Below are 20,208 nucleotides of genomic sequence, written 5' to 3' on the forward strand. Positions count from 1 at the left end.
ATCACGACAAGCCTTGAAAATATAGCGACAGTTCGAGCGTCAATCGAAAAGCCCTCCCTAATGTTCAAGGGAGGGCGGTCAAAGACACTTAGTCCATTTCGGCTCGAAGCTGGTCTTTATGCGCAAGAATCAAGTCGACGAAGACGATGCGGTGATTGTCGATCTCGCGGACGATCAGTTCGTGCTCACCTGGCAGGACGAAACGTTCGCCGGTGCGTGCATTCGCTTTTTGCGAGAGGACGAAACCACCAATCGTATCGACGTCATCCTCGATCTCAATGCCGAAGCGCTCTTCGATCTCTTGCGTGAGCACGAGACCAGACAAGCGATAATGGCCTGGATTGACTTCAGTGATCTCAGCTTGTTCGTCCCGGTCGAACTCGTCGCGAATCTCACCGACGATTTCTTCAAGGATGTCTTCGATCGTGAGCAGGCCGGCGGTGCCGCCGTACTCATCGATGACGAGACACATCATCGTCCGTGCGTTCTGCATTTTCACCATCGCTTCTTGGAGCGGTGTGAACTCCGTGACGAGCGGTAACTGATGAATGAACGATTCAAGCGGGGCGTCACTCTTGACGAGTTGGGCCGTGAACACCTGTTTGGCGTTAATAAAACCGAGCACGTCATCGCGGTCACCGTCTCGTGTGACCGGATAGCGCGTATATTGATGCTCTTGGACGGTCGCGATAATCGTCTCGATCGAGTCTTCTTCATCGATCGTCACCATATTCATCCGCGGCACCATCGCATCTTTTGCGACACGTTCATCAAACGAGAAGATATTTTGAACGTAAGCGAGTTCGTTCTCGTTGATTTCGCCACTTCGAAAACTCTCCGTCATGATAATTTTGAGTTCTTCTTCCGAGTGCGCCGTCTCTTGTGCCGTCGTCTTGACACCGAACAAGCGGAGCGTGAGCCGGGCCATACTGTTGAGCACCCGGATGAACGGATACAACAGCTTCGTGAAGAAGTAGAGCGGCCGGGCGACGAGCAGCGTCAATTTCTCGGCTTCATGTACGGCGAGCGTCTTCGGGACAAGTTCGCCGATGACGACGTGTAAAAAGGCGATGAGCAAAAAGGCGATTAAGAACGACAGGAATGTAGAAACCGACGGCGAGACGCTCAAGCGGTCGACGAGCGGTTGAATCATTCCTTCGATTTGATCGGCACCGATCCAACCAAGGCCGAGCGCGGCGAGCGTGATGCCGAACTGCGAGGCGGATAGCGAGTCATCGAGGTTCTCGATCACTTTTTTAGCGACGGACGCTCGTGAGTTTCCTTCTAGAACGAGTTGGTCGAGCCGTGCGCTCCGGACTTTGACGATTGAAAATTCGGCCGCCACGAAAAAGGCGGTCATGAAGATGAGAAAGGCGACGATCAATAAACTGAGTAACATGGGACTGTCCAAAAATTCCCCAAAAAATCGGGGATTCACCTCCATAAGAATAAGTTTGTACGTTTTTCAGGCGAGTCCTGAAAACGAATAGTTTGTTTCAGTATAGTAGATTTCCCATAAATATTCAAAAGACAGCCCGAAAGGTTTCATGAAGAGGGGAATACGGGAACTACAAAGCGAGAAGACGAAAGGGGAAACGACATGGCAAACTATCCAGAACTTCAAGGGAAAGTCGCAGTAATCACAGGTAGTTCAAAAGGACTCGGGCGAGCGGTGGCCGAGCGCTACGCGAAAGAAGGCGTCAACGTCGTCTTAAATTACAGAAGCAGTGAAGACGAGATGATGGAAGTCATCCGCGGCATCGAGGCGGCCGGAGGTAAAGCCGTCGCTGTCCAAGGTGACGTCGCCGAAGAAGGGCTCGCTGAGAAGATGATCGAAAAAGCAGTATCTGAATTTGGACAGATGGACATTTTCGTCAACAACGCCGGTGTCCAAGTCGAAGCGAAAACGCACGAGATGGAGCTCGACAACTGGAAGAAAATTATCGATACGAACCTGACCGGGACGTTTCTCGGGGTACGGGCCGCACTCAAGTATTTCGTCGAGCATGACTTGAAAGGGAATATCATCAACATGTCCTCGGTACACGAGGTGATCCCACGCCCGGGCTATACGCATTACGCAGCAAGTAAAGGCGGGGTCAAGATGTTCACGAAGTCGGTCGCGCTCGAATATGCGCCGAATCAGATTCGTGTCAACGCGATCGCTCCTGGTGCGATCGACACACCGATCAACGAAGAGACGATGCAAGATCCAGAAGAGAAGAAAGGGCTCGAAGCGCTCATTCCGACTCATAAGATCGGGCGACCTGAACAGATCGCTGCGGTGGCAGCGTGGCTTGCGTCAGACGAGTCGTCTTACGTCACGGGCACGACCATCTTTGCTGACGGTGGCTTGTCGCTCTATCCGGCATTTGGCCCAGAAAATAAAGTCCAATAACATAAGGGATGACTCGCCCGAGGCGAGTCATCCCTTATTGTTTAGCCGCTCATTTGATCTTCCTCGATATATTTCGGCAAGACGATCGTGAACGTCGATCCGAGACCGACACGTGAGTCGACCCGGATCGTCCCGTCATGCCCTTCGACAATCTCTTTACAGATGGCAAGACCGAGGCCGGTGCCACCGATCTTCCGGCTGGCCGAATTGTCGACGCGATAAAACTTGTCGAACAGTTTCGGGAGCGCTGAAGTCGGGATCCCGATGCCAGAGTCCGTGACGGAAATTTCGACGCCGTCCGACTGGTCATTCGTGACGGATACCGCAACTTTTCCGCCGTTCGGTGAATATTTGATCGCGTTATGAAGCAGGTTCGTGAACAGCTGGTTGAGTCGGTTCCGGTCCCCGTACACGAGGATGTCGTTATCACATTCAAACGATAAGTCGTGGTGTTGACTCGCGCCTTGGTGGACGGCAATCGTTTCTGCCAAAATATCGTACAAGCTTTCGGGCTCGTTTTGATACGTCTGTTTTCCCGACTCCATTCGCTGCACGTCGAGTAAGTTGGAGATCAAATCCTCGAGACGGAGCGTCTCTTTATGAATCATTCCTAAATATTGATCCGTCCGTTCAGCCGGCATCTTCCGGTAGCGCATAAGTTCGGTAAACCCGATGATGCTCGTTAAAGGAGTGCGCAATTCATGAGACACCGTCGCGACGAGTTCCGTCTTCAAGCGGTCGACCTCGGTTTCTTGCGTCACGTCCCGGAAGACGAGCATCGTGCCGTGGCGTGTGCCGCGCAAATGGATTTTTTCCGCGTACATTCGGATGAACCGTTCTTCTTGATTCATCGAGAACGTCACGCTCTCTTCCATCGCTTCGCCGTCGAACGCACGGCGCATGAACGAGAAGAAGGAATCTTTTTGATCGACTTGGAGACCGAGTTCTTCAAGGTCGACGTCAAGCCGATAAAGGTCCGTCTCGTTTTGCTTCGTGATCGCTTGATTGAACATGACGAAGAGCGCCTGGTTGGCGAGTTTCTCATGCGTCGTATGTTCGACATAAATGACGGCGTCACGGATCGAGTGCAAGAGCCGCGCGGTCTTCTCGCGCTCTTCTTCGACTTGATAACGCTGCGACGACAGTGAGGCCGCCATTTGACGGAACGATTCGGTCAGTTGCCCGACCTCGTTCCGGGTCGATGCCAAAACAGGGACGGGTATGACTCGGTCGTCGGTGAGCCGTTCGCTGTTCGTGATCAACTCTTGCAGTTGATCGGTCAACCGTTTTACGTGAGGCCGAGCCGCGATGAAGAGGACGAATAGTACCCCGAGTAGCGACAGAAGCCAAAGTACTTGCGCCCATTTCGTATGGGTGGCGAGCTGTTCACGGAGTTGGTTTTCTTCCGCATTCAATGCGTTGCGGTATTCGGTGAACACCGTCTCCATGTCGACGATGCTCGCGCTCATGTCAGCCGCGCTCTTCGAGTTGATTTGGAATTTCCGATTGGCCTGAGCTTCGGTTTGAGGCGTTACTTTCCCGAGCGTCGGCATTTGCAGGAACGGCTCGGTGACCGTGCCTGCCCGCTTCGCGACGACGTAGCGCTCGAGGCTCGGCATGACGCGTTGTTGATAGGCGGAGAATAACGCGCGGGCATCCCCCGCATACGTCTGTTCTTTCGCCGTGACCGCGTTCGTTTCGAACCAGGCGGTCTGTGTTTCGATCAAGTCTTGTTTCTCTTTGACGCGGGCAAGCAATTCCTCGTCGCCGAGGAGGACGTAACCGCGCATCTCATATTGCATGGACTGCCATGTCTCGAAGAGCTCGGTCGCATTCGTGCGACGTTCGCTGACGTGCTCGAGCGATGAAGTCGTCTGTTCGATTCGATTTTCCGTATATACGTATACGGCGAGTGAGGTGAGGAGGATCAGTCCAATGAATAAATAGAAGACGAATAAAAACTGCCTTCCGATCCGCTCGTCAATCCAAGCTTTCATAAGGACCGTTCCTTCCTGGAACTACATACATTCCGGCTGTGACAATTATTTTACTACGAGTGTCGTTCCCCTATTGTACAGATTTGGGCAGCGATATACCACTTATCGAGATGTAATAAACATGCTAGCTAATATCTATTGAACAGTAGTGGTCGATATGCTATTGTTTAATGAATAGTAGAGGAGGCGAATCGATTGAACCCTCAATTTAAAAAAGGGGTCTTAAACTTGTGTGTACTTGCACTCGTCGAGACGAGTGACCGTTACGGTTATGAGCTCGTCCAAGCAATCTCGGCAAGAGTCGTCATCTCGGAAGGGGCGGTTTATCCGCTCCTTCGGCGACTCACGTCGGAAGGCTACTTCACGACGTATTTGAAGGAGTCGGCAGAAGGACCGCCACGGAAGTACTACGCCATCACGGAGCAAGGGAAGATCCATCTAGACGAATTGCGAGCGGAATGGGAATCATTCACGACAGGAGTCAACGAATTGATTAAAAGGGGAGACGACAAATGACAGAAGAACAGTATTTAACTGAACTCGAACGGTTGCTCATGGGGATCAGCATCATCGATCGGGTCGATATTTTGCGGGACGTTGCGGAATACTTTGCGAGCGGGCGACTCGATGGGAAAAGTGACGAAGCGATGGCCGAGGAGCTCGGGACACCAGAAGTGCTCGCCTCAGAACTGCTCGTGTCGGTCGATTCGATCGCGGCGGAGCCGATTGCGCCGCCTGCCATCGTCCAGAGCCCGAACGTGGCGTTTCAACACGTCTCGATTCGCGTTCAAAATGCGCACGTGAACGTTGTACCGTCCGCGGACGGCTATGCCTACGCGACACTAGAAGATGAGACCGAACATGGCGTCAAGATGGACATCGTCAACGACACGCTCGAGGTGCGGATCGAGTCGGAACGCCGCTTCGGACTGTCCGACTTGTTCTCGTGGTTCGGGACGAAAACACCGGTGCTGCATGTCGAGTTGCCGCGTCACACGTATGAATCGGTCCGTCTGAACAATCGGCACGGCTCGAGTGACGTCCGTGAGGTGCGAGCTGCTTTGATCGAGGTCGAGAGCGAGAACGGTCGCATCAACGCGAGTGAGGTCCGGGCCGGTCACGGGACGTTGCGCTCGTCAAACGGGAATGTCTGCCTGACGATGAGCGCGGGCCAAGACTTTGACGTTCAAACATCGAACGGTCGAGTCGAAGTGAGAGATTCTGTCATTGAACGTCTCACTCTTCAATCGTCAAACGGTCGGCTCGACATCGTCGACGTGGACGGCGCAATCGAGGCGAAATCGTCGAACGGACGTATCGATTGTGTGATCGATGCGATTGAACATCCGCTTCGATTGAAGACGACGAACGGAAAAATCGAACTGCGTCTGAAGCAAGAGCCGAGCGACACCGTCATCCGCGCCAAGACGAGAAACGGCCAACTCGACATATTTGGGGAGCGGACGAACGAGCGGACGTTCGGGGACGGTGCGCTTGAAGTCAAACTGACGAGCACGAACGGAAGCATCACCGTCGAATAAAGAATAAACGAAAAAACTCGCCACGACGGCGAGTTTTTTCGTTAGAGATCATGTACGAGAACGTAGGCGACACGGACCGGTCCGTGGACACCGACGATCAAGTTCATCTCAATATCGGCCGAGTTTGACGGGCCCGAGATGAAGTTGACGCCTTGCGGTGAGGCGAGCTCGCCGTTGCGGTCGAGTTCGGCCAGTTGTTTCGCCGCTTGCGTCATTCGGGGCACGAGCACCGATTTCGGGATGATGGCGATGTGATCTTGTGGCAACAAGCTGATTGTCCGCGATTTTCCGGGGGCCGCGTATTGGACGATGGTCGCACTTTCAGCGAGTGCTTGGTCGGCAATCGTGATCCCAACGTCAGCTTTCACGGCAAGGGCGCGGCTGTCATCTGGACGCGCGGCATCCCACCAGTCGAACGACAGGCTCGTTTCGGGTGCCCATTCCTTAATGCGTGCATCGTCCTCGGCGATAATCGTCTTGCCGTCGTATCGTTCGAGGAGAAGACGGAGCGTGTCATCGAGATGAGTCGACTCACATTCGACGACGTCGGTATGAATGCGCGTCGCGACCATACGGAACGTCTCGAGGAGTTCCTCTGTTGAAGCGTCTTTCAACACCTCGTCTTGCGGACGGTGCTTGTATACTCGTTTCGGAGGCGTCAAATCGACGTCGCGTCCGAGTTGTCCCGCGATCCGCTTTAAAAAGTCTTCACGGTTGGTGATCGTTCCTGGATTCATTGTGCATTCCCCCGTTTCTTAAACCAGTCGCGGACCGTCTGTTTGGCCGGCTGCGGCAAGTCTTTCGAGTCGGTCCAAGCCGGTAAGCCTTTGTCGATTTGCCCCGCTGTCGCAAACGGGGACGACGCGAACGGCGCGATCTGTTCGGCCGCCTCGAACAAGAACGGGCTCGATGACGTGACGGCGAAGCCTTTCATGGCGATGCGTTCGACGAACGGCGATTTTTTCTTGTCTTCGACGATGACGCGGCGATGCTCGATCAACAGTTCATGGAGTGGGATTTTGACCGGACACGCTTCTGTACAGGCACCACAAAGACTTGACGCATACGGCAGTTCTTTATAGTTCTCGTAACCGTCGAGTAGCGGGGCGAGCACGGCGCCGATCGGTCCCGGATAAATCGAACCATAGGCGTGGCCGCCGATATGACGATACACCGGGCAGACGTTGATACACGCCGCGCAACGGATACATTGGAGCACGGACTGGAACTGAGTCCCGAGAATGCCGGACCGCTTGTTGTCGACGATGACGAGATGGAATTCTTCCGGGCCGTCGACTTCACCGACGCTTTTCGTGCCGGCGAACGTCGTGATGTATGACGTGAGCCGTTGACCGACCGCGCTCCGGCACAACATGTTGACGAGCACTTCGAACTCTTCGTAAGACGGGACGACCCGCTCCATCCCCATGACCGAGATGACGGTGTTCGGGAGTGACGTGACCATCCGGCCGTTACCTTCGTTCGTGACGAGACCGACGGCGCCGCTCTCGGCGATGGCGAAGTTACAACCGGTGATGCCGACCTCTGCTTTCAAGAAGTCTTTGCGCAGCTCACGGCGCGCGTAGCGGCCGAGCTCGGTCGGGTCGTTCGTTCCGTCGTAGCCATGGGCCGTGAACGTCTTGTGGACATCGTTCCGGTCTTTATGGAGCGCCGGTGCGACGATGTGCGACGGTGGGTCGTTGTCGAGCTGAAGGATCCATTCCCCGAGATCCGACTCGACGACCGTACACCCTTCTTCGTGAAGCGCCTCGTTCAACCCGATCTCCTCGGTCACCATCGACTTCGATTTGACGACGTGTTTGGCGTCTTTTGCGCGCACGACTTCGCGGATATAGCGGTTCGCTTCTTCCGGCGTCTCGGCGAAGAAGACGTTGCCGCCCCGCTTCGAGATATTCTCACTCAACTGGTGTAAGTAATAATCGAGATGCTCGAGCACGTGCTGGCGAATCTCTTCCGAATGGTCGCGGAACGCTTCCCAATCCCCGAGTTCTCCGGCCGCGTTCAAACGTCCGTCGCGCAGGCGATTTTGCGCCGAGCTGACGGCTTGGCGCATGAGCGGGTTATCGATCCCGTCTTTCCGCCGATCTTGAAACTTCTCATCTAACCGAATCCCCATGCTCATGCTTGTTTCACCCCTTCGTTCAACACTTCCGCGATATGCATCACTTTGATCGGATGCCCTTGTTTATGCAGGCGCCCCCCGATGTTCATCAAACAAGACGCATCAGCGCCGATCAACACGTCGGCCCCTGATTTTAAAATCGACTCGACTTTCTCGTCGACCATCTGTACCGACACGTCCGGCATCTTGACCGAGAACGTCCCGCCGAAGCCGCAACAGTTATGTACGTTTTCGAGTGGGACCATCGTCAACCCGTCAACGTTTTTCAACAACTGTCCCGGTGCCGCCTCGATCCCGAGCAAGCGCGTCATATGGCACGAGGCGTGATACGTCGCTTTCGCCGGGAATTTCGCCCCGACGTCCGTCACTTCGAGCACGTCGACGATGAACTGCGTCAGTTCGAACGTCTTTGCCGCATGGGCTTCAGCCCGCTCTTTCCAGACGGGGTCGTCTTTGAACAAGTGCGGATAGTCGCGCATCATCATGACACACGAGCCGGACGGTCCGACGATATAGTCGGCGTCCGCTTTCTCGAACGTCTCAATCATGTGTTTGGCAATCTTTTTCGTCTCTTCATGGTAGCCGCTGTTATAGGCCGGTTGACCGCAGCACGTCTGCTCGAACGGGAAGCTGACGTCACAACCGAGATGTTCTAATAGTTCGACCGTCGCTTGTCCTACCGATGGGAATAACGTATCGGAGAGACAAGTGACGAACAACGCCACGTTTGGCATGTCCATTCCTTCTTTCCTGATTTTAGTCAAATTCGAAAACGGTTTCACAGTTATTATTCCATAACAAATGAGCACAAAACAGAAAAATGGAATCATTTTCTCAAAAAAATGTAAAATACTGTCTAATTGAGAACTAAATGATAATGAATACATATTCATGAAGAAACTGCTATACGACAGTGATTCCCTGATTAATAACAGAAAAACCCTCGTCGGGAACGAGGGTTAAAGTCAAGTATTATAGGAAAAACATTTCCAAAATAAACAATCCGGCGAACAAGTAGATGAGCGGGTGGACCGTCTCTTTGTTCATCGCCTTGAAGATCGGGTAGAGGATGAACCCGAAGGCGATCCCACGTTCGATACTGCCTGAGAGTGGCATGATGAGGATCGTCATGAACGCCGGGAAGTATTCACTGAAATCTGTCCAATCGATATAGCGGACGTTCGTCAGCATGAGTGCGCCGACGATGATGAGGGCCGGCGCCGTGATGGCCGCGACACCTGAGATCGCACCGATGAGCGGGCTGAAGAACAATGTGAGACCGAACAAGCCGGCGACGACGGCTGTCGTCAGTCCGGTCCGTCCGCCTTGGGCGACACCTGCGGCCGACTCGATGTAGGCCGTCGATGGACTCGTTCCGACGAGTGAGCCCCCCATCGTTGCGAGTGAATCAGCGAACAAGGCCCGGTGCCCGTTCTCGATCGTCCCGTCTTCTTTCAACAAACCGGCTTGCTTGCCGACACCGACGAGCGTTCCCGTCGTGTCGAACAACGTGACGAGGAAGAACGACAATACGGCCCCGAACAAGCCATATTGGATGACGTCCGAGAACGCCGTGAGCGGATTGACCATGAGTCCTTCCGGCAATGTCGGCATCGCCGTCACGCCTTCGATTTTCAATAGACCCATGAAGTAGGCCGCGATACCTGTGAGCACCATCCCGATAAGAAGGGAACCCGGTACGTTACGTGAGAACAGCAGCGCCGAGACGATCAGCCCACCGAGGACGAGCAAAACGCTCGGTGACGACAACTCCCCGAGACGGACGAGGTTCGCCTCATCCGCGACGATGAGTCCAGACAGCTTCAAGCCGAGCGAAGCGATGAACAACCCGATGCCGGTCGTGATGGCGTGCTTCAATGAAGCGGGAATCGCTTGAATCAGTTTCGTCCGGATCGGTGACAGTGACAAGATCAGGAAGAAGACCGACGAGACGAAGACGACGCCGAGCGCGGCTTCGGGTGCGATCTGTTGTTGCGCGACAAGTGTATAGGCGAAGAAAGCGTTCAAGCCCATCCCAGGTGCGACCGCGATTGGCAGGTTGGCATAGAACGCCATCAATCCGGTTCCGATCAAGATGGCGATGATCGTCGCCGTGAACGCCTGGGCGAACGGAATGCCTGCGTCGGATAAAATCGCCGGGTTGACGACCGAGATGTAGGCCATCGTGACGAACGTCGTGATGCCGGCCATCACTTCTTGTTTAACGTTCGTTCCGTGTTGCTGTAAACGGAATAAGTTCATTAGAAAGACTCCTTATAAGTAGTAATTTCCGAACATTAACTGTCCGGTAAAGTGAAATACACGTTATCAACTTGTTGACTATACGAAATCGAATCGACATCGTCAATGATTTCGAGTTAAAAAACTAAAAAATTTCTCATTTTAGCGTTTAATGTTCGGAATTAGAGATTATTACTAAAGTGCTTGCTCTGAAACGCGTTTCAGAATGTACGGTAGAGTCAAAGGAGGGAAGCCTGATGAATCCGACGACGTGGAAGACTTGGTGTAGCGGGATTGTCTATGAACTGGTCATCAATCAATTGTACACACCGTTCGGACGCATGTTGTGCGCCCAATTTCAAGATGAGTTTCTGCACTTGCCCGTCGAAGAACGGTTTCGTCTCGCCCAAGCGATTCGGCGACAAGTGATGGCAAGAGATGACAGTCGGTCAGTAGAATGGGTACACTATATGAAAAGACTGACAGATTGAGGTGAGGCGGGATGGCGAATATTCGAGATATCGCGAAACAAGCGGACGTGTCGGTAACGACGGTCTCGCGGGTGATTAACGAACATCCTTACGTTTCAAAAGAGAAGCGACAGCGTGTCCATGCGGCGATGGCAGAGCTTGGCTATTTACGGAATCAGCAGGCGCTGACGCTGTCGACTGGGCGCACGCAGCGATTCGTCGTCGTGTTGCCGTATATGGACCATCCGTACTACGGACTGTTCGTCAATGGACTCGCGAAAGCGGCGCTCGTAAAAGGGTATCGTCTCGTCATGTGGCAGACCGAGTACAAGCTTGATCAAGAGCGGCAAGCACTCGACTTACTGAAGCATCGTGAAGTCGATGGGGCAATTCTGTTGTCGCATGCGATGTCGTTCGAAGAATTGGAAACGTACCGTGGCTTCGGCCCGATCTCGGTCGCGACGGTCGGTGCGCCTGAGACGATTTCCTCGGTCCATGTCGACCATTACGCGGCGTTCGTCGCCGGATTGCATGTGTTAACACAAGCCGGCTATGCGGATATCGGTATCGTCTTATCGCGGCAGTCTAGTCCGAGCTCAATCGCGCGTCAGCGGGCCTACTTCGATGAAGTGGTGTCCGCGCGTGAGCGATGGGTATGGACCGGTTACTTGACGAGTGAAGACGGGATCCGCTTAGCGGCAGAGTTCCTTCAACGAAAAGAGCGTCCCCGCGCGCTCTTTTTGTCGTCCGATTACGTCGCGCTCGGTTTTTTAGGGGAGATGCGCCGGCGTGGCGTCCGCATACCGGAAGACGTCGCCATCCTCGGGTTTGACGGCCACCCAATCAGCCAGGCGTTCGGTTTATCGACGATGCACGCGCCGCATGAAGAAATCGGTCGCGCCTTGTTCGACGTGACGTTCGATGGGATGGACGGCGGTGCGGTTAGGACGCAAAGTCTGACCGTCACGTATCTTTCAGGCACGACACTCTAGGCAACTTCCTCGCTCGCTTTTTGAGAAACGATTAGAATGAAGACAGAAGTCGAGAGGAGGATGTTACATGAAAATCAACGTGACGGAAGAAGCACTCCAATTTTTTAAAGACGAAATGGAAGTCGAGGCGGGACAGACGGTTCGTTTGTTCGCTAAATACGGGGGTTCGACTGATTTGACGCACGGGTTCTCGGTCGGTGTCATCACAGAAGAGATTGATAACGCCGTCGTCGAGACGAACGCAGATGGAATTCGTTTCGTCGTCGCCGAGCAAGACGAATGGTTGTTCCAAGGACAAGACGTCAACGTCGAGATCCGCGGGGATGAAGTCGTGTTCGTCCAAGCTGACTGACATGACAGTTTGTTTACGGATGTGAGACATCCGTTTGACCGCGTCAACCTCGGGGAACAGTCTACGACAAGACTCAGTACCGAAAGGATGAGACAGATGTCAGACAAAGACAAACGTGAACAAGAAGAACAAGAGAAGTTGAACCGGGACCAACCGGATATCTCGCACGAAGAAGATTCAAAAGGGGATCATTCGGACCTCGAAGAGACAGACGAAGACAAACAATCGTGAAGAGCCGAGTCTAGGCTCTTTTTGTTTTGGAATTGAAAGAATGGGGATTGACGGTATAATGGATAAGGGAAAACTACAACAGTGAGGAGAATGCATCATGAGTACAGTACTTGTCTTCGGACATAAAAATCCAGATACGGATACAATCTGTTCGGCGCTCGCTTACGCTGAACTGAAAAAGAAATTAGGCATGGACGCCGAGGCGGTCCGTCTCGGTGAGGTGAACGGGGAGACGCAATACGCGCTCGACCACTTCCGTGTCAAGGCGCCGCGCCTCGTCGAACGTGTATCGGACGAAACGAACTCGGTCATCTTGGTCGACCATAATGAATTCCAACAAAGTGCGCCCGACATTGCTGACGTGCGGATCCTTGAAGTCATCGACCATCACCGCATCGCTAACTTCCAAACGGCAGACGCACTTTATTACCGGGCGGAGCCGGTTGGCTGCACGGCGACGATCTTGCTCAAGCTGTACAAAGAACACGGTGTCGAAATCGCGTCTGACATGGCCGGATTGATGCTATCGGCGATCATCTCGGACTCGCTCTTGTTCAAGTCACCGACATGCACGGACGAGGACGTCAAAGCAGCGAAAGAGCTTGCAGACATCGCCGGAACTGACGTCGAGGCGTACGGTCTCGAAATGTTGAAAGCAGGAGCCGACTTGAGCCAGAAGACGGTGCCTGAACTCATCTCGCTCGACGCGAAAGAGTTCGCGATGGGCGACTACCGCATCGAGATCGCCCAAGTGAACACGGTTGACGCGAACGACGTATTGAGCCGTAAAAGTGAAGTCGAGGCGGCGATGGCGAAGACGATTGCTGACAAACAGCTCGACTTGTTCGTCTTCGCGATCACGAACATCTTGACGAACGATTCAGAAGCACTCGTTGTCGGTGCGAAGCATGATTTGTTCGAACAAGCGTTCAACGTCGAACTGTTAGACGGCCTGGCGACACTTCCTGGCGTCGTATCACGTAAAAAACAAATCGTTCCTGTGTTGACAGCAGCGGCGACGAACTAAGAAATGAGAAAGGCTCGAAGCGAGATGCTTCGAGCCTTTCTGCATGCTATGATACTTTCTTCTGAATCCCATACGTCCCGATTCGCCATAACTTCTCGAACGGTCCGTAGCGATGCGATTTGAGCCACCACATCGAGAAGAACGTTTGGGCAATCAAAATCGCGATGCTCAAGAACAATCCTTCAGTGAGCGACAGACGTCCGTAATACCCGAGCGCGATGACGGGAAGGACGACGACGAGCGTGTGCGTCAAGTAGTTCGTCAGCGCCATCCGGCCGAGCGCCTGGAGCGGACGGAATGTGAGTCCTTTCCGGACGGCGACGGTGAACAGACAGACGTACGTCGTCGCGAGCAGTTTTCCGGAGATGATGACAGCTGCGGAGTTCGTCGCCGAATAATCTGCACCGCCACCATAGTGATGCCATAAAATGATGCCAAAGAAAGGCAGGGCGAGTACCGTACAAATGACCGCCGTCCGCGTCAATCCTTGAATCGTCCACGTCAGCAACTTCCGTTCCCGCCCGATGTAAAGGCCGAACAAGAACAGGCTTAGAATTTCAACCCCGACAAAAAATGAGTTTTGGAACATGTCAAAAATCTCTTCGTCTAAGCGATAGTCGAACCACGGACCGAACCCGGAATTGAACACATCTGGGAATGGACCGCCAAAAGACAAAACGCCGATTGACCATTCAATCAAGATCGAGGAAACGTAGAACAATAAAAAGCTCGTAATCAACAAACTCCACGCCCACGTCAAAATCGCGCGGTTACTCAATCCATAAAACAACGGGAGCAATAAGCCCCACATCGCATACGTATGTAAGATGTCACCCGACCAGATGGCCAAGTGAGCAAGTCCGAACAGGAATAAGATAGCGATGCGTCGGATGTAACGGCCGACCGAGTCCCCACGCGCATACGAGCGCTCAAGGAAAATCGAGAAGCCGATGCCGAACAAGAGCGAGAAGATCGTGTAAAACTTCGTCTGGACGAACAAATCGAACAGCGTCCGGACGAGTAAATCACTCCCTGTATAGTCAGGGTTACCGAAGATCCAGTCGCTCCCGAGCATGGTGGGGATATTGACGAGGAAGATGCCGCACAGGGCAAATCCTCGAATAATGTCATAGAGAACGATGCGTTCGTTCAATTGGATGGGGCCTGTCATGCGACACTTCCTCTACATGGATTAAAATACTTTTGTCGTCCACGATTCACAGTTCCAGACGTCGGTGACGATGTCTTGGTAGAACTCCGGTTCGTGACTGATGAGTAGGATACTGCCTTTATACTCTTTCAACGCGCGCTTCAACTCTTCCTTCGCGTCGACGTCCAAGTGGTTCGTCGGCTCATCGAGGAGGAGTAAGTTTGATTCGTTGTTTTGGAGCTTACAGAGGCGGACTTTCGCTTTTTCCCCACCACTGAGGACGGCGATTTTACTCTCGATATGCTTCGTCATGAGACCACACTTCGCGAGCATGGCTCGGACTTGTTGCTGGTTGAGTGACGGGAACTCGCTCCAAATCTCTTCGATACACGTATTGTTGCTGACGGCCGCTTCTTGTTCGAAGTACCCGATCTCTAGGAACTCGCCGCGTTCGACCGTTCCTTCGAGCGGATTGATCATGCCGAGCAGACTCTTCAAGAGCGTCGTCTTCCCGATCCCGTTCGCACCGACGAGGACGATCTTCTGACCACGCTCCATCTGCAAGTCGAGCGGACGTGAGAGCGGCTCATCGTAACCGATGACGAGATCTTTCGCGTCAAAGATGAGACGGCCTGACGTGCGCGCCTGCAAGAAACGGAACTCTGGCTTCGGACGTTCCGCGCTCAGCTCGATGACGTCCATCTTGTCGAGTTTCTTTTGACGTGACATCGCCATGTTTCGTGTCGAGACGCGGGCCTTGTTACGGGCGACGAAGTCTTTCAAATCAGCGATTTCCGCTTGTTGGCGTTTATAAGCCGACTCAAGCTGCGACCGTTTCATCTCGTACACTTCCATAAATTTGTCGTAATCGCCGACGTAACGCGACAAATCTTGGTTCTCCATATGATAGACCAAGTTGATGACGCTGTTTAAGAACGGGATATCGTGCGAGATCAAGATGAAAGCATTGTCGTAGTTCTGAAGATAACGCTTCAACCACTCGATATGAATCTCATCCAAATAGTTGGTCGGCTCATCGAGGAGGAGGATGTCCGGCTTCTCAAGGAGTAGCTTCGCGAGCAACACTTTTGTCCGTTGTCCACCTGATAGGTCAGCGACGTCGCGGTCGAGACCGACGTCTAAAATACCGAGTCCGCGGGCGACTTCTTCGACTTTCGCATCGATGATATAAAAGTCGTTCGAGTCGAGCGTCTCTTGCAGTTCGCCGACTTCAGCGAGCATGTCGTCCATCTGCTCAGGTGACGCGTCGCCCATCTCCATGTAGAGTTCGCCGATGCGTGTCTCCATGTCGATCAAGTATTGGAATGCGCTTTTCAACACGTCACGAATCGTCATCCCGCGTGCGAGGACGGCGTGCTGGTCGAGGTAACCGACGCGGACGTTTTTCGCCCACTCGATTTTCCCTTCATCCGGTTGCAGTTTGCGCGTGATGATGTTCATGAACGTCGATTTTCCTTCACCGTTTGCTCCGATGAGGCCGATGTGTTCACCTTTTAATAGACGGAAAGACACGTCGTTCAAAATAGCGCGGTCACCGAAACCGTGGCTCAAGTTTTGTACTGTTAATATACTCATAATTCGTATTCGTTCCCTTCAAAGTTGACTATCCGATATTGTAGCATGGATTCAAAAAAATTAGTACGCCAGTCCAACCGACTGCCGGACGAAACTGTTCTCTTCGACCGTGTTCAACATGAACTGGGCGACGTCGGCGCGTGAAATCTGTTTACCGTCGGCAGGGATCCCGTCGATGTCCGTCCGGTACACCGATGTTCGCGGACCGTCCGTCAGTTGCATCGGCCGCACGATCGTGTAGTCGAACGACGAGTTGCGCCACAGGTCGACCGCGGCCCGGTGGTCGCGAAGCGGCTTCCGGAGCATGAACGTCACGACCGTTCCGGCGATCCCGGGAATCTCTTTGTCAATCCCGGCAGACGCGAGGTACAGAATGCGCGTCACATCGTTCGCTTTCATGGCGGGGACGAGTGCATCGGTCACGCTGGCCAAGAAATCGGGGTCACTCAAATCGGTCCCGAGACAGCTGATGACGGCGTCGTGCCCTTTGAGTGCGTCGGTCAACGCCGAACTGTCCGAGACGTCGCCTTCTATGATCTCGAGCTGTGGGGTCGGGATGAGTTTTTTCTGTTCGCGCACGAAGGCGGTCACATGATGGCCGTGCTCAATCGCTTGATCGACAAACTGATGACCGGTCCGGCCGGTGGCACCAAGAACGAATAGCTTCATAATGGATGTGGCTCCTCTCGTTTTTCCAGTATCTTCAGTATACAGCAGTTTCAGAAAAATCGGACTTTTAGCAGTCTTTTCATAAACGGGTTGCAATTTCCACAATCTCGTCTACAATAAACTTTATCTTATATAACTAAAAAGATTCGCACTCGTATATCCGTGAGAATATGGCTCACAAGTCTCTACCGAACCACCGTAAATGGTTCGACTACGGGTGACGCTTGTCGTGTGCATTCTTTGTGTTTTCATGCGGTTCGTCGTCCCCGGGTAGGGGTGACGAATCGCATTTTTTTATTGGAGGGAAACACAATGAAGCAGTTAGAAGACAAAATTAGAGACGAAGGCCGTGCCTTGTCGGACCAAGTATTGAAAGTCGATGCGTTCCTGAACCACCAAGTCGATCCTGAATTGATGCAGGCGATCGGTCGTGAATTCGCAGACCGATTCCGTGATGACCAGATCGACCGGATCGTCACACTCGAATCGAGCGGGATCGCCCCGGCGATGATGACGGCGCTCGAGCTCGGCATCCCGTTCGTGTTCGCCCGCAAACGGAAATCGCTCACGCTCCAAGACGACCTCGTCGAAGCGGACGTCTATTCGTTCACGAAACAAGAGACGAACCGCATCAGCTTGAGCCGTCGTTTCGTCCAACCGGATGAGCGCATCCTCGTCATCGATGACTTCCTCGCGAACGGAGAAGCGGCGCTCGGTTTGACGCAGCTCGTCGAGTCGGCCGGTGCGACCGTCGCTGGTGTCGGCATCGTCATCGAGAAGTCGTTCCAGCCAGGACGGGACAAACTGATCGACAAAGGGTATCGTGTCGAATCACTCGCCCGTATCGCCAAACTTGGAGCAGATAGCATCTCGTTCGTAGAGGTGGTCCGATGAACACGTTCAAAACGGCCAGTCTCGGGTTCCAACATCTGCTTGCGATGTATACAGGCGCAGCCATCGTCCCGCTCATCGTCGGTGGGGCCATCGGGCTCGGACCGACTGAGCTCGCGTATCTCGTCGCCATCGATTTGTTCATGTGCGGCGTCGCGACATTGCTTCAAGTATGGACGACCCGCTTCACCGGTGTTGGGCTACCGGTCGTGCTCGGTTGTACGTTCACAGCGGTCGGTCCGATGATCGCCATCGGCAGTTCGAGCGGTATTACAGCGATTTATGGGGCGTTGATTGCGAGCGGTGTCATCGTCATCTTGATTTCAGGCTTCGTCGGCAAACTGGCCCGATTCTTCCCGCCGGTCGTCCTTGGTTCGGTCGTGACGATCATCGGCCTCTCGCTCATCCCGGTCGCCATCAATGATATCGGCGGCGGGACACCGGGTGAGCCTGGTTTCGCTTCGATGCAAAACTTGGCGCTCGGCGGATTGACGATCGGTTTGATTCTCGTCTTGAACCGAGTCGGTACCGTCTTCAGTCGGGCGGCAGCGGTCTTGTTCGCCGTCTTGATCGGTACCGGTGTCGCCGCGTTCCTCGGTCTCGTCGATTTCAGCCCGGTCCGTGAGGCCGGCTGGTTCCAAATGGTGCAGCCGTTCTACTTCGGGGTGCCGACGTTTGACGTGTCGGCCATTCTCGTCATGACGCTCGTCGCCATCATCTCGATGATCGAATCGACCGGTGTGTTCTTGGCATTGAGTGACATCACGAAAAAACCGATCGGATCAAACGAATTGACGAAAGGGTACCGAGCCGAAGGTGTGGCGACGATCCTCGGCGGGATCTTCAACAGCTTCCCGTACACGACGTTCAGTCAAAACGTCGGACTCGTCCAGCTGTCGGGTGTCAAATCACGTCGTGTCATCTTTTGGACGAGCGGGCTTTTGATCTTGCTCGGCTTCTTGCCGAAAGTCGCGACGTTCACGACGCTCATCCCGAAACCGGTGCTCGGTGGGGCGATGCTCGTCATGTTCGGAACGGTCGCCGCGTCGGGGATTCGCATCCTTAGCCAAGTCGATTTTGCGAAAAACGAGAACTTGATCACGATCGCGCTCTCGATCGGCATCGGGCTCGGAATCACGGCCAACCCAGGTATTGTCGCCAATATGCCGGAATCGATCCAACTGTTCACGGATAGCGCCATCGTTGCCGGCTCATTCACAGCCCTGTTCTTGAACGGTTTCTTCCGTCTCGTCGATCGGTTCAGTCCCGACGAGGTCGTTGCCGATGAACGGCAAGTCAGCTAGACTGAAAGGAGTACGTAACAAGGGGGAACTAGGATGGGAAAAACAGCACTCGTTGTCGGCGCGACCGGTTTGATCGGACGCGAGCTCGTCGAGCAGTTGCTCGAACAAGAACGGTATGACGCGGTATGGATCGTCGTCCGCCGCTCGAAACGTTGGAGTCACCCGGAATTACATGAAATTGTCGGCTTTGAGAAGATGGATGAGACGTTGCCTCACATTGACGATGTGTACTGTGCACTCGGTACGACGATTGCCGTCGCCGGATCGCAGCAGGCGTTCAAACATGTCGACCTCGAGTTACCGCTCGAAGTCGCGCGTGTCGCGAAACAGCACGGCGCCACACGTTACGCTGTCGTCTCGGCACAAGGTGCGTCATTGCGCTCGCCGTTCTTCTACAACCGAGTGAAAGGTGAACTTGAGAACGGGCTCAAAGTGTTCGGGTTCGAGCACTTGATTATCGCTCGCCCGTCGCTCTTACTCGGCGACCGCGAGTCGTTCCGGCTCGGTGAGAAAGCGGCTGAAGTCGTCAGCCGCCCATTCCAACCGCTGTTGCTCGAAAAAGTGCCAAACGCGGCCCCAATCCAAGCGTTACATGTGGCCCGAGCCTTGATCATGGCGGCAGAAGAAGGACAAGGCACGGAAGTGTTGACGTCTGGAATGATGCAGGGAATGAGCCAATGAAGCGAGTGACGAGTAAACGCACGAAAGCCGTCATGATTGACGGTGTCATTGCCGGGTTACTAAGTTTCGGTGTCGAACAGCTCGTTCGGAAGAAAGTGAAGAGCGAGTTCGTCCACACCGTCATCACACCGACACTCGTCTCGTATGCGATCGAGGCGTGCCAGATGAGCCGCGGTGGTCAAACGATCGGCTACAAGCTGCTTGGTCTCGAACTGAAGAACGATGACGGGACACCGGTCACGGCCGAGCAAGCGTTCAAGCGTGCCCTCCATCGGGACACGTTGACGGTTGCGGCTTACTTCAAGGACCGCGAACACTTCGAGGCGGAAGACGGTGCCGTCTTGCCGCACGACAAAGCTTTCCATATGCACGTAACCGAAAAGAACTGACCTCAGGCGTAATCTGTACCCAATGTAAAGGACATATGAAAAAAAACTTATGCGACTTGAAGAAGATGATTCCTGTACTGTACAGGAGTCATCTTTTTCATGTTCCATTGGTAACGATGGTGATTGTAGTAGCTAA

At 53.7% G+C, this 20,208-nt stretch carries 22 protein-coding genes and 1 riboswitch; of the genes, 12 read left to right on the forward strand and 10 right to left on the reverse strand.

Annotated features, from left to right (window positions below; translation table 11 throughout):
- Positions 1-88: 88 nt before the first annotated feature.
- The gene (locus EVJ24_RS14125; protein WP_071398830.1) at positions 89-1,399 is read right to left on the reverse strand and encodes a hemolysin family protein; all 1,311 of its coding nucleotides are present in this window, start codon (positions 1,397-1,399) and stop codon (positions 89-91) included.
- 201 nt (positions 1,400-1,600) lie between these two features.
- On the opposite strand from EVJ24_RS14125, the gene EVJ24_RS14130 reads away from it, so the two are divergent.
- The gene (locus EVJ24_RS14130) at positions 1,601-2,398 is read left to right on the forward strand and encodes a glucose 1-dehydrogenase (protein ID WP_071398831.1); all 798 of its coding nucleotides are present in this window, start codon (positions 1,601-1,603) and stop codon (positions 2,396-2,398) included.
- 41 nt (positions 2,399-2,439) lie between these two features.
- On the opposite strand, the gene EVJ24_RS14135 is transcribed toward EVJ24_RS14130, so the two are convergent.
- Positions 2,440-4,395 (reverse strand): ATP-binding protein, encoded by a 1,956-nt coding sequence (locus tag EVJ24_RS14135; RefSeq protein WP_131441693.1) that lies wholly within the window; start codon positions 4,393-4,395, stop codon positions 2,440-2,442.
- 195 nt (positions 4,396-4,590) lie between these two features.
- Here EVJ24_RS14135 and EVJ24_RS14140 point away from each other — a divergent pair, with 195 nt between their 5' ends.
- Together EVJ24_RS14140 and EVJ24_RS14145 are read left to right on the forward strand one after the other, a co-directional pair.
- Positions 4,591-4,911, forward strand: a complete 321-nt coding sequence (locus tag EVJ24_RS14140) for a PadR family transcriptional regulator (RefSeq protein ID WP_071398833.1) — start codon at positions 4,591-4,593, stop codon at positions 4,909-4,911.
- A complete protein-coding gene (locus tag EVJ24_RS14145; protein ID WP_131441694.1) occupies positions 4,908-5,936 on the forward strand; it encodes a DUF4097 family beta strand repeat-containing protein in 1,029 nt (342 codons plus the stop codon). Before EVJ24_RS14140 ends, EVJ24_RS14145 begins: the two co-directional genes overlap by 4 nt.
- A 41-nt stretch (positions 5,937-5,977) precedes the next feature.
- Here the strand turns inward: EVJ24_RS14145 and EVJ24_RS14150 are convergent, their stop codons facing one another.
- The 4 genes from EVJ24_RS14150 to EVJ24_RS14165 form a co-directional block, all read right to left on the reverse strand.
- Positions 5,978-6,673 (reverse strand): LutC/YkgG family protein, encoded by a 696-nt coding sequence (locus EVJ24_RS14150; protein WP_071398835.1) that lies wholly within the window; start codon positions 6,671-6,673, stop codon positions 5,978-5,980.
- Complete coding sequence (locus EVJ24_RS14155; protein WP_131441702.1) at positions 6,670-8,073, reverse strand: LutB/LldF family L-lactate oxidation iron-sulfur protein; 1,404 nt, start codon at positions 8,071-8,073, stop codon at positions 6,670-6,672. The genes EVJ24_RS14150 and EVJ24_RS14155 overlap by 4 nt, the downstream gene beginning before the upstream one ends.
- Positions 8,074-8,075: 2 nt before the next feature.
- Positions 8,076-8,813, reverse strand: coding sequence for a (Fe-S)-binding protein (locus tag EVJ24_RS14160; protein WP_131441695.1), 738 nt, complete (start codon positions 8,811-8,813; stop codon positions 8,076-8,078).
- Between the two features lie 238 nt (positions 8,814-9,051).
- Positions 9,052-10,341 carry an NCS2 family permease gene (locus EVJ24_RS14165; protein ID WP_070328344.1) on the reverse strand — a complete coding sequence of 430 codons (1,290 nt, stop codon included), beginning with the start codon at positions 10,339-10,341 and terminating at the stop codon, positions 9,052-9,054.
- Positions 10,342-10,577: 236 nt separating this feature from the next.
- Here EVJ24_RS14165 and EVJ24_RS14170 point away from each other — a divergent pair, with 236 nt between their 5' ends.
- From EVJ24_RS14170 to EVJ24_RS14185, 5 genes are all read left to right on the forward strand, one after another.
- Positions 10,578-10,811, forward strand: coding sequence for a hypothetical protein (locus tag EVJ24_RS14170; RefSeq protein ID WP_131441696.1), 234 nt, complete (start codon positions 10,578-10,580; stop codon positions 10,809-10,811).
- An 11-nt stretch (positions 10,812-10,822) separates the two neighbouring features.
- Positions 10,823-11,782: a LacI family DNA-binding transcriptional regulator gene (locus tag EVJ24_RS14175; RefSeq protein WP_071398837.1), complete on the forward strand. Its 960-nt coding sequence runs from the start codon at positions 10,823-10,825 to the stop codon at positions 11,780-11,782.
- A gap of 67 nt (positions 11,783-11,849) precedes the next feature.
- Positions 11,850-12,134, forward strand: a complete 285-nt coding sequence (locus EVJ24_RS14180; protein ID WP_016507928.1) for a HesB/YadR/YfhF family protein — start codon at positions 11,850-11,852, stop codon at positions 12,132-12,134.
- Positions 12,135-12,230: 96 nt separating this feature from the next.
- Positions 12,231-12,365: a hypothetical protein gene (locus EVJ24_RS15540; RefSeq protein ID WP_269089715.1), complete on the forward strand. Its 135-nt coding sequence runs from the start codon at positions 12,231-12,233 to the stop codon at positions 12,363-12,365.
- 97 nt (positions 12,366-12,462) lie between these two features.
- Complete coding sequence (locus tag EVJ24_RS14185) at positions 12,463-13,392, forward strand: manganese-dependent inorganic pyrophosphatase (protein ID WP_071398838.1); 930 nt, start codon at positions 12,463-12,465, stop codon at positions 13,390-13,392.
- 46 nt (positions 13,393-13,438) lie between these two features.
- On the opposite strand, the gene EVJ24_RS14190 is transcribed toward EVJ24_RS14185, so the two are convergent.
- Genes EVJ24_RS14190 through EVJ24_RS14200 form a run of 3 tightly spaced genes read right to left on the reverse strand, consistent with a single transcriptional unit; the run spans position 13,439 to position 16,807 of the window.
- Complete coding sequence (locus EVJ24_RS14190; RefSeq protein ID WP_131441697.1) at positions 13,439-14,563, reverse strand: DUF418 domain-containing protein; 1,125 nt, start codon at positions 14,561-14,563, stop codon at positions 13,439-13,441.
- Between the two features lie 21 nt (positions 14,564-14,584).
- Positions 14,585-16,138, reverse strand: a complete 1,554-nt coding sequence (locus EVJ24_RS14195) for an ABC-F family ATP-binding cassette domain-containing protein (protein ID WP_131441698.1) — start codon at positions 16,136-16,138, stop codon at positions 14,585-14,587.
- A 60-nt stretch (positions 16,139-16,198) separates the two neighbouring features.
- Entirely contained in the window at positions 16,199-16,807 is a 609-nt protein-coding gene (locus EVJ24_RS14200; protein WP_131441699.1) for an NAD(P)-dependent oxidoreductase, read from the reverse strand.
- A 132-nt stretch (positions 16,808-16,939) separates the two neighbouring features.
- Positions 16,940-17,041: riboswitch (purine riboswitch) on the forward strand.
- A 78-nt stretch (positions 17,042-17,119) separates the two neighbouring features.
- Here EVJ24_RS14200 and EVJ24_RS14205 point away from each other — a divergent pair.
- The 4 genes from EVJ24_RS14205 to EVJ24_RS14220 are packed head-to-tail and all read left to right on the forward strand — an operon-like array spanning position 17,120 to position 20,072.
- Entirely contained in the window at positions 17,120-17,701 is a 582-nt protein-coding gene (locus EVJ24_RS14205) for a xanthine phosphoribosyltransferase (protein ID WP_071398845.1), read from the forward strand.
- Entirely contained in the window at positions 17,698-19,002 is a 1,305-nt protein-coding gene (locus EVJ24_RS14210; RefSeq protein ID WP_071398846.1) for a nucleobase:cation symporter-2 family protein, read from the forward strand. Before EVJ24_RS14205 ends, EVJ24_RS14210 begins: the two co-directional genes overlap by 4 nt.
- 33 nt (positions 19,003-19,035) lie before the next feature.
- Positions 19,036-19,683 (forward strand): NAD(P)H-binding protein, encoded by a 648-nt coding sequence (locus EVJ24_RS14215; RefSeq protein WP_131441700.1) that lies wholly within the window; start codon positions 19,036-19,038, stop codon positions 19,681-19,683.
- Positions 19,680-20,072: an RDD family protein gene (locus EVJ24_RS14220; RefSeq protein ID WP_131441701.1), complete on the forward strand. Its 393-nt coding sequence runs from the start codon at positions 19,680-19,682 to the stop codon at positions 20,070-20,072. The genes EVJ24_RS14215 and EVJ24_RS14220 overlap by 4 nt, the downstream gene beginning before the upstream one ends.
- Positions 20,073-20,119: 47 nt before the next feature.
- On the opposite strand, the gene EVJ24_RS14225 is transcribed toward EVJ24_RS14220, so the two are convergent.
- On the reverse strand, positions 20,120-20,208 hold an 89-nt coding region (locus tag EVJ24_RS14225), incomplete at its 5' end, for an IS3 family transposase (protein WP_145984890.1).

This window comes from Exiguobacterium sp. SH1S21, assembly GCF_004337175.1.
GTDB classification, from domain to species: domain Bacteria; phylum Bacillota; class Bacilli; order Exiguobacteriales; family Exiguobacteriaceae; genus Exiguobacterium; species Exiguobacterium aurantiacum_A.

Bases quoted from the DNA above. Each gene is read 5' to 3' on its own strand.
- EVJ24_RS15540 (WP_269089715.1), top strand. From the start codon at position 12,231: ATGTCAGACAAAGACAAACGTGAACAAGAAGAACAAGAGAAGTTGAAC.
- EVJ24_RS14145 (WP_131441694.1), top strand. From the start codon at position 4,908: ATGACAGAAGAACAGTATTTAACTGAACTCGAACGGTTGCTCATGGGG.
- EVJ24_RS14205 (WP_071398845.1), top strand. From the start codon at position 17,120: ATGAAGCAGTTAGAAGACAAAATTAGAGACGAAGGCCGTGCCTTGTCG.
- EVJ24_RS14130 (WP_071398831.1), top strand. From the start codon at position 1,601: ATGGCAAACTATCCAGAACTTCAAGGGAAAGTCGCAGTAATCACAGGT.
- EVJ24_RS14195 (WP_131441698.1), bottom strand. From the start codon at position 16,138: ATGAGTATATTAACAGTACAAAACTTGAGCCACGGTTTCGGTGACCGC.
- EVJ24_RS14185 (WP_071398838.1), top strand. From the start codon at position 12,463: ATGAGTACAGTACTTGTCTTCGGACATAAAAATCCAGATACGGATACA.
- EVJ24_RS14135 (WP_131441693.1), bottom strand. From the start codon at position 4,395: ATGAAAGCTTGGATTGACGAGCGGATCGGAAGGCAGTTTTTATTCGTC.
- EVJ24_RS14180 (WP_016507928.1), top strand. From the start codon at position 11,850: ATGAAAATCAACGTGACGGAAGAAGCACTCCAATTTTTTAAAGACGAA.
- EVJ24_RS14160 (WP_131441695.1), bottom strand. From the start codon at position 8,813: ATGCCAAACGTGGCGTTGTTCGTCACTTGTCTCTCCGATACGTTATTC.
- EVJ24_RS14125 (WP_071398830.1), bottom strand. From the start codon at position 1,399: ATGTTACTCAGTTTATTGATCGTCGCCTTTCTCATCTTCATGACCGCC.
- EVJ24_RS14165 (WP_070328344.1), bottom strand. From the start codon at position 10,341: ATGAACTTATTCCGTTTACAGCAACACGGAACGAACGTTAAACAAGAA.
- EVJ24_RS14155 (WP_131441702.1), bottom strand. From the start codon at position 8,073: ATGGGGATTCGGTTAGATGAGAAGTTTCAAGATCGGCGGAAAGACGGG.
- EVJ24_RS14190 (WP_131441697.1), bottom strand. From the start codon at position 14,563: ATGACAGGCCCCATCCAATTGAACGAACGCATCGTTCTCTATGACATT.
- EVJ24_RS14220 (WP_131441701.1), top strand. From the start codon at position 19,680: ATGAAGCGAGTGACGAGTAAACGCACGAAAGCCGTCATGATTGACGGT.
- EVJ24_RS14150 (WP_071398835.1), bottom strand. From the start codon at position 6,673: ATGAATCCAGGAACGATCACCAACCGTGAAGACTTTTTAAAGCGGATC.
- EVJ24_RS14200 (WP_131441699.1), bottom strand. From the start codon at position 16,807: ATGAAGCTATTCGTTCTTGGTGCCACCGGCCGGACCGGTCATCAGTTT.
- EVJ24_RS14175 (WP_071398837.1), top strand. From the start codon at position 10,823: ATGGCGAATATTCGAGATATCGCGAAACAAGCGGACGTGTCGGTAACG.
- EVJ24_RS14170 (WP_131441696.1), top strand. From the start codon at position 10,578: ATGAATCCGACGACGTGGAAGACTTGGTGTAGCGGGATTGTCTATGAA.
- EVJ24_RS14210 (WP_071398846.1), top strand. From the start codon at position 17,698: ATGAACACGTTCAAAACGGCCAGTCTCGGGTTCCAACATCTGCTTGCG.
- EVJ24_RS14215 (WP_131441700.1), top strand. From the start codon at position 19,036: ATGGGAAAAACAGCACTCGTTGTCGGCGCGACCGGTTTGATCGGACGC.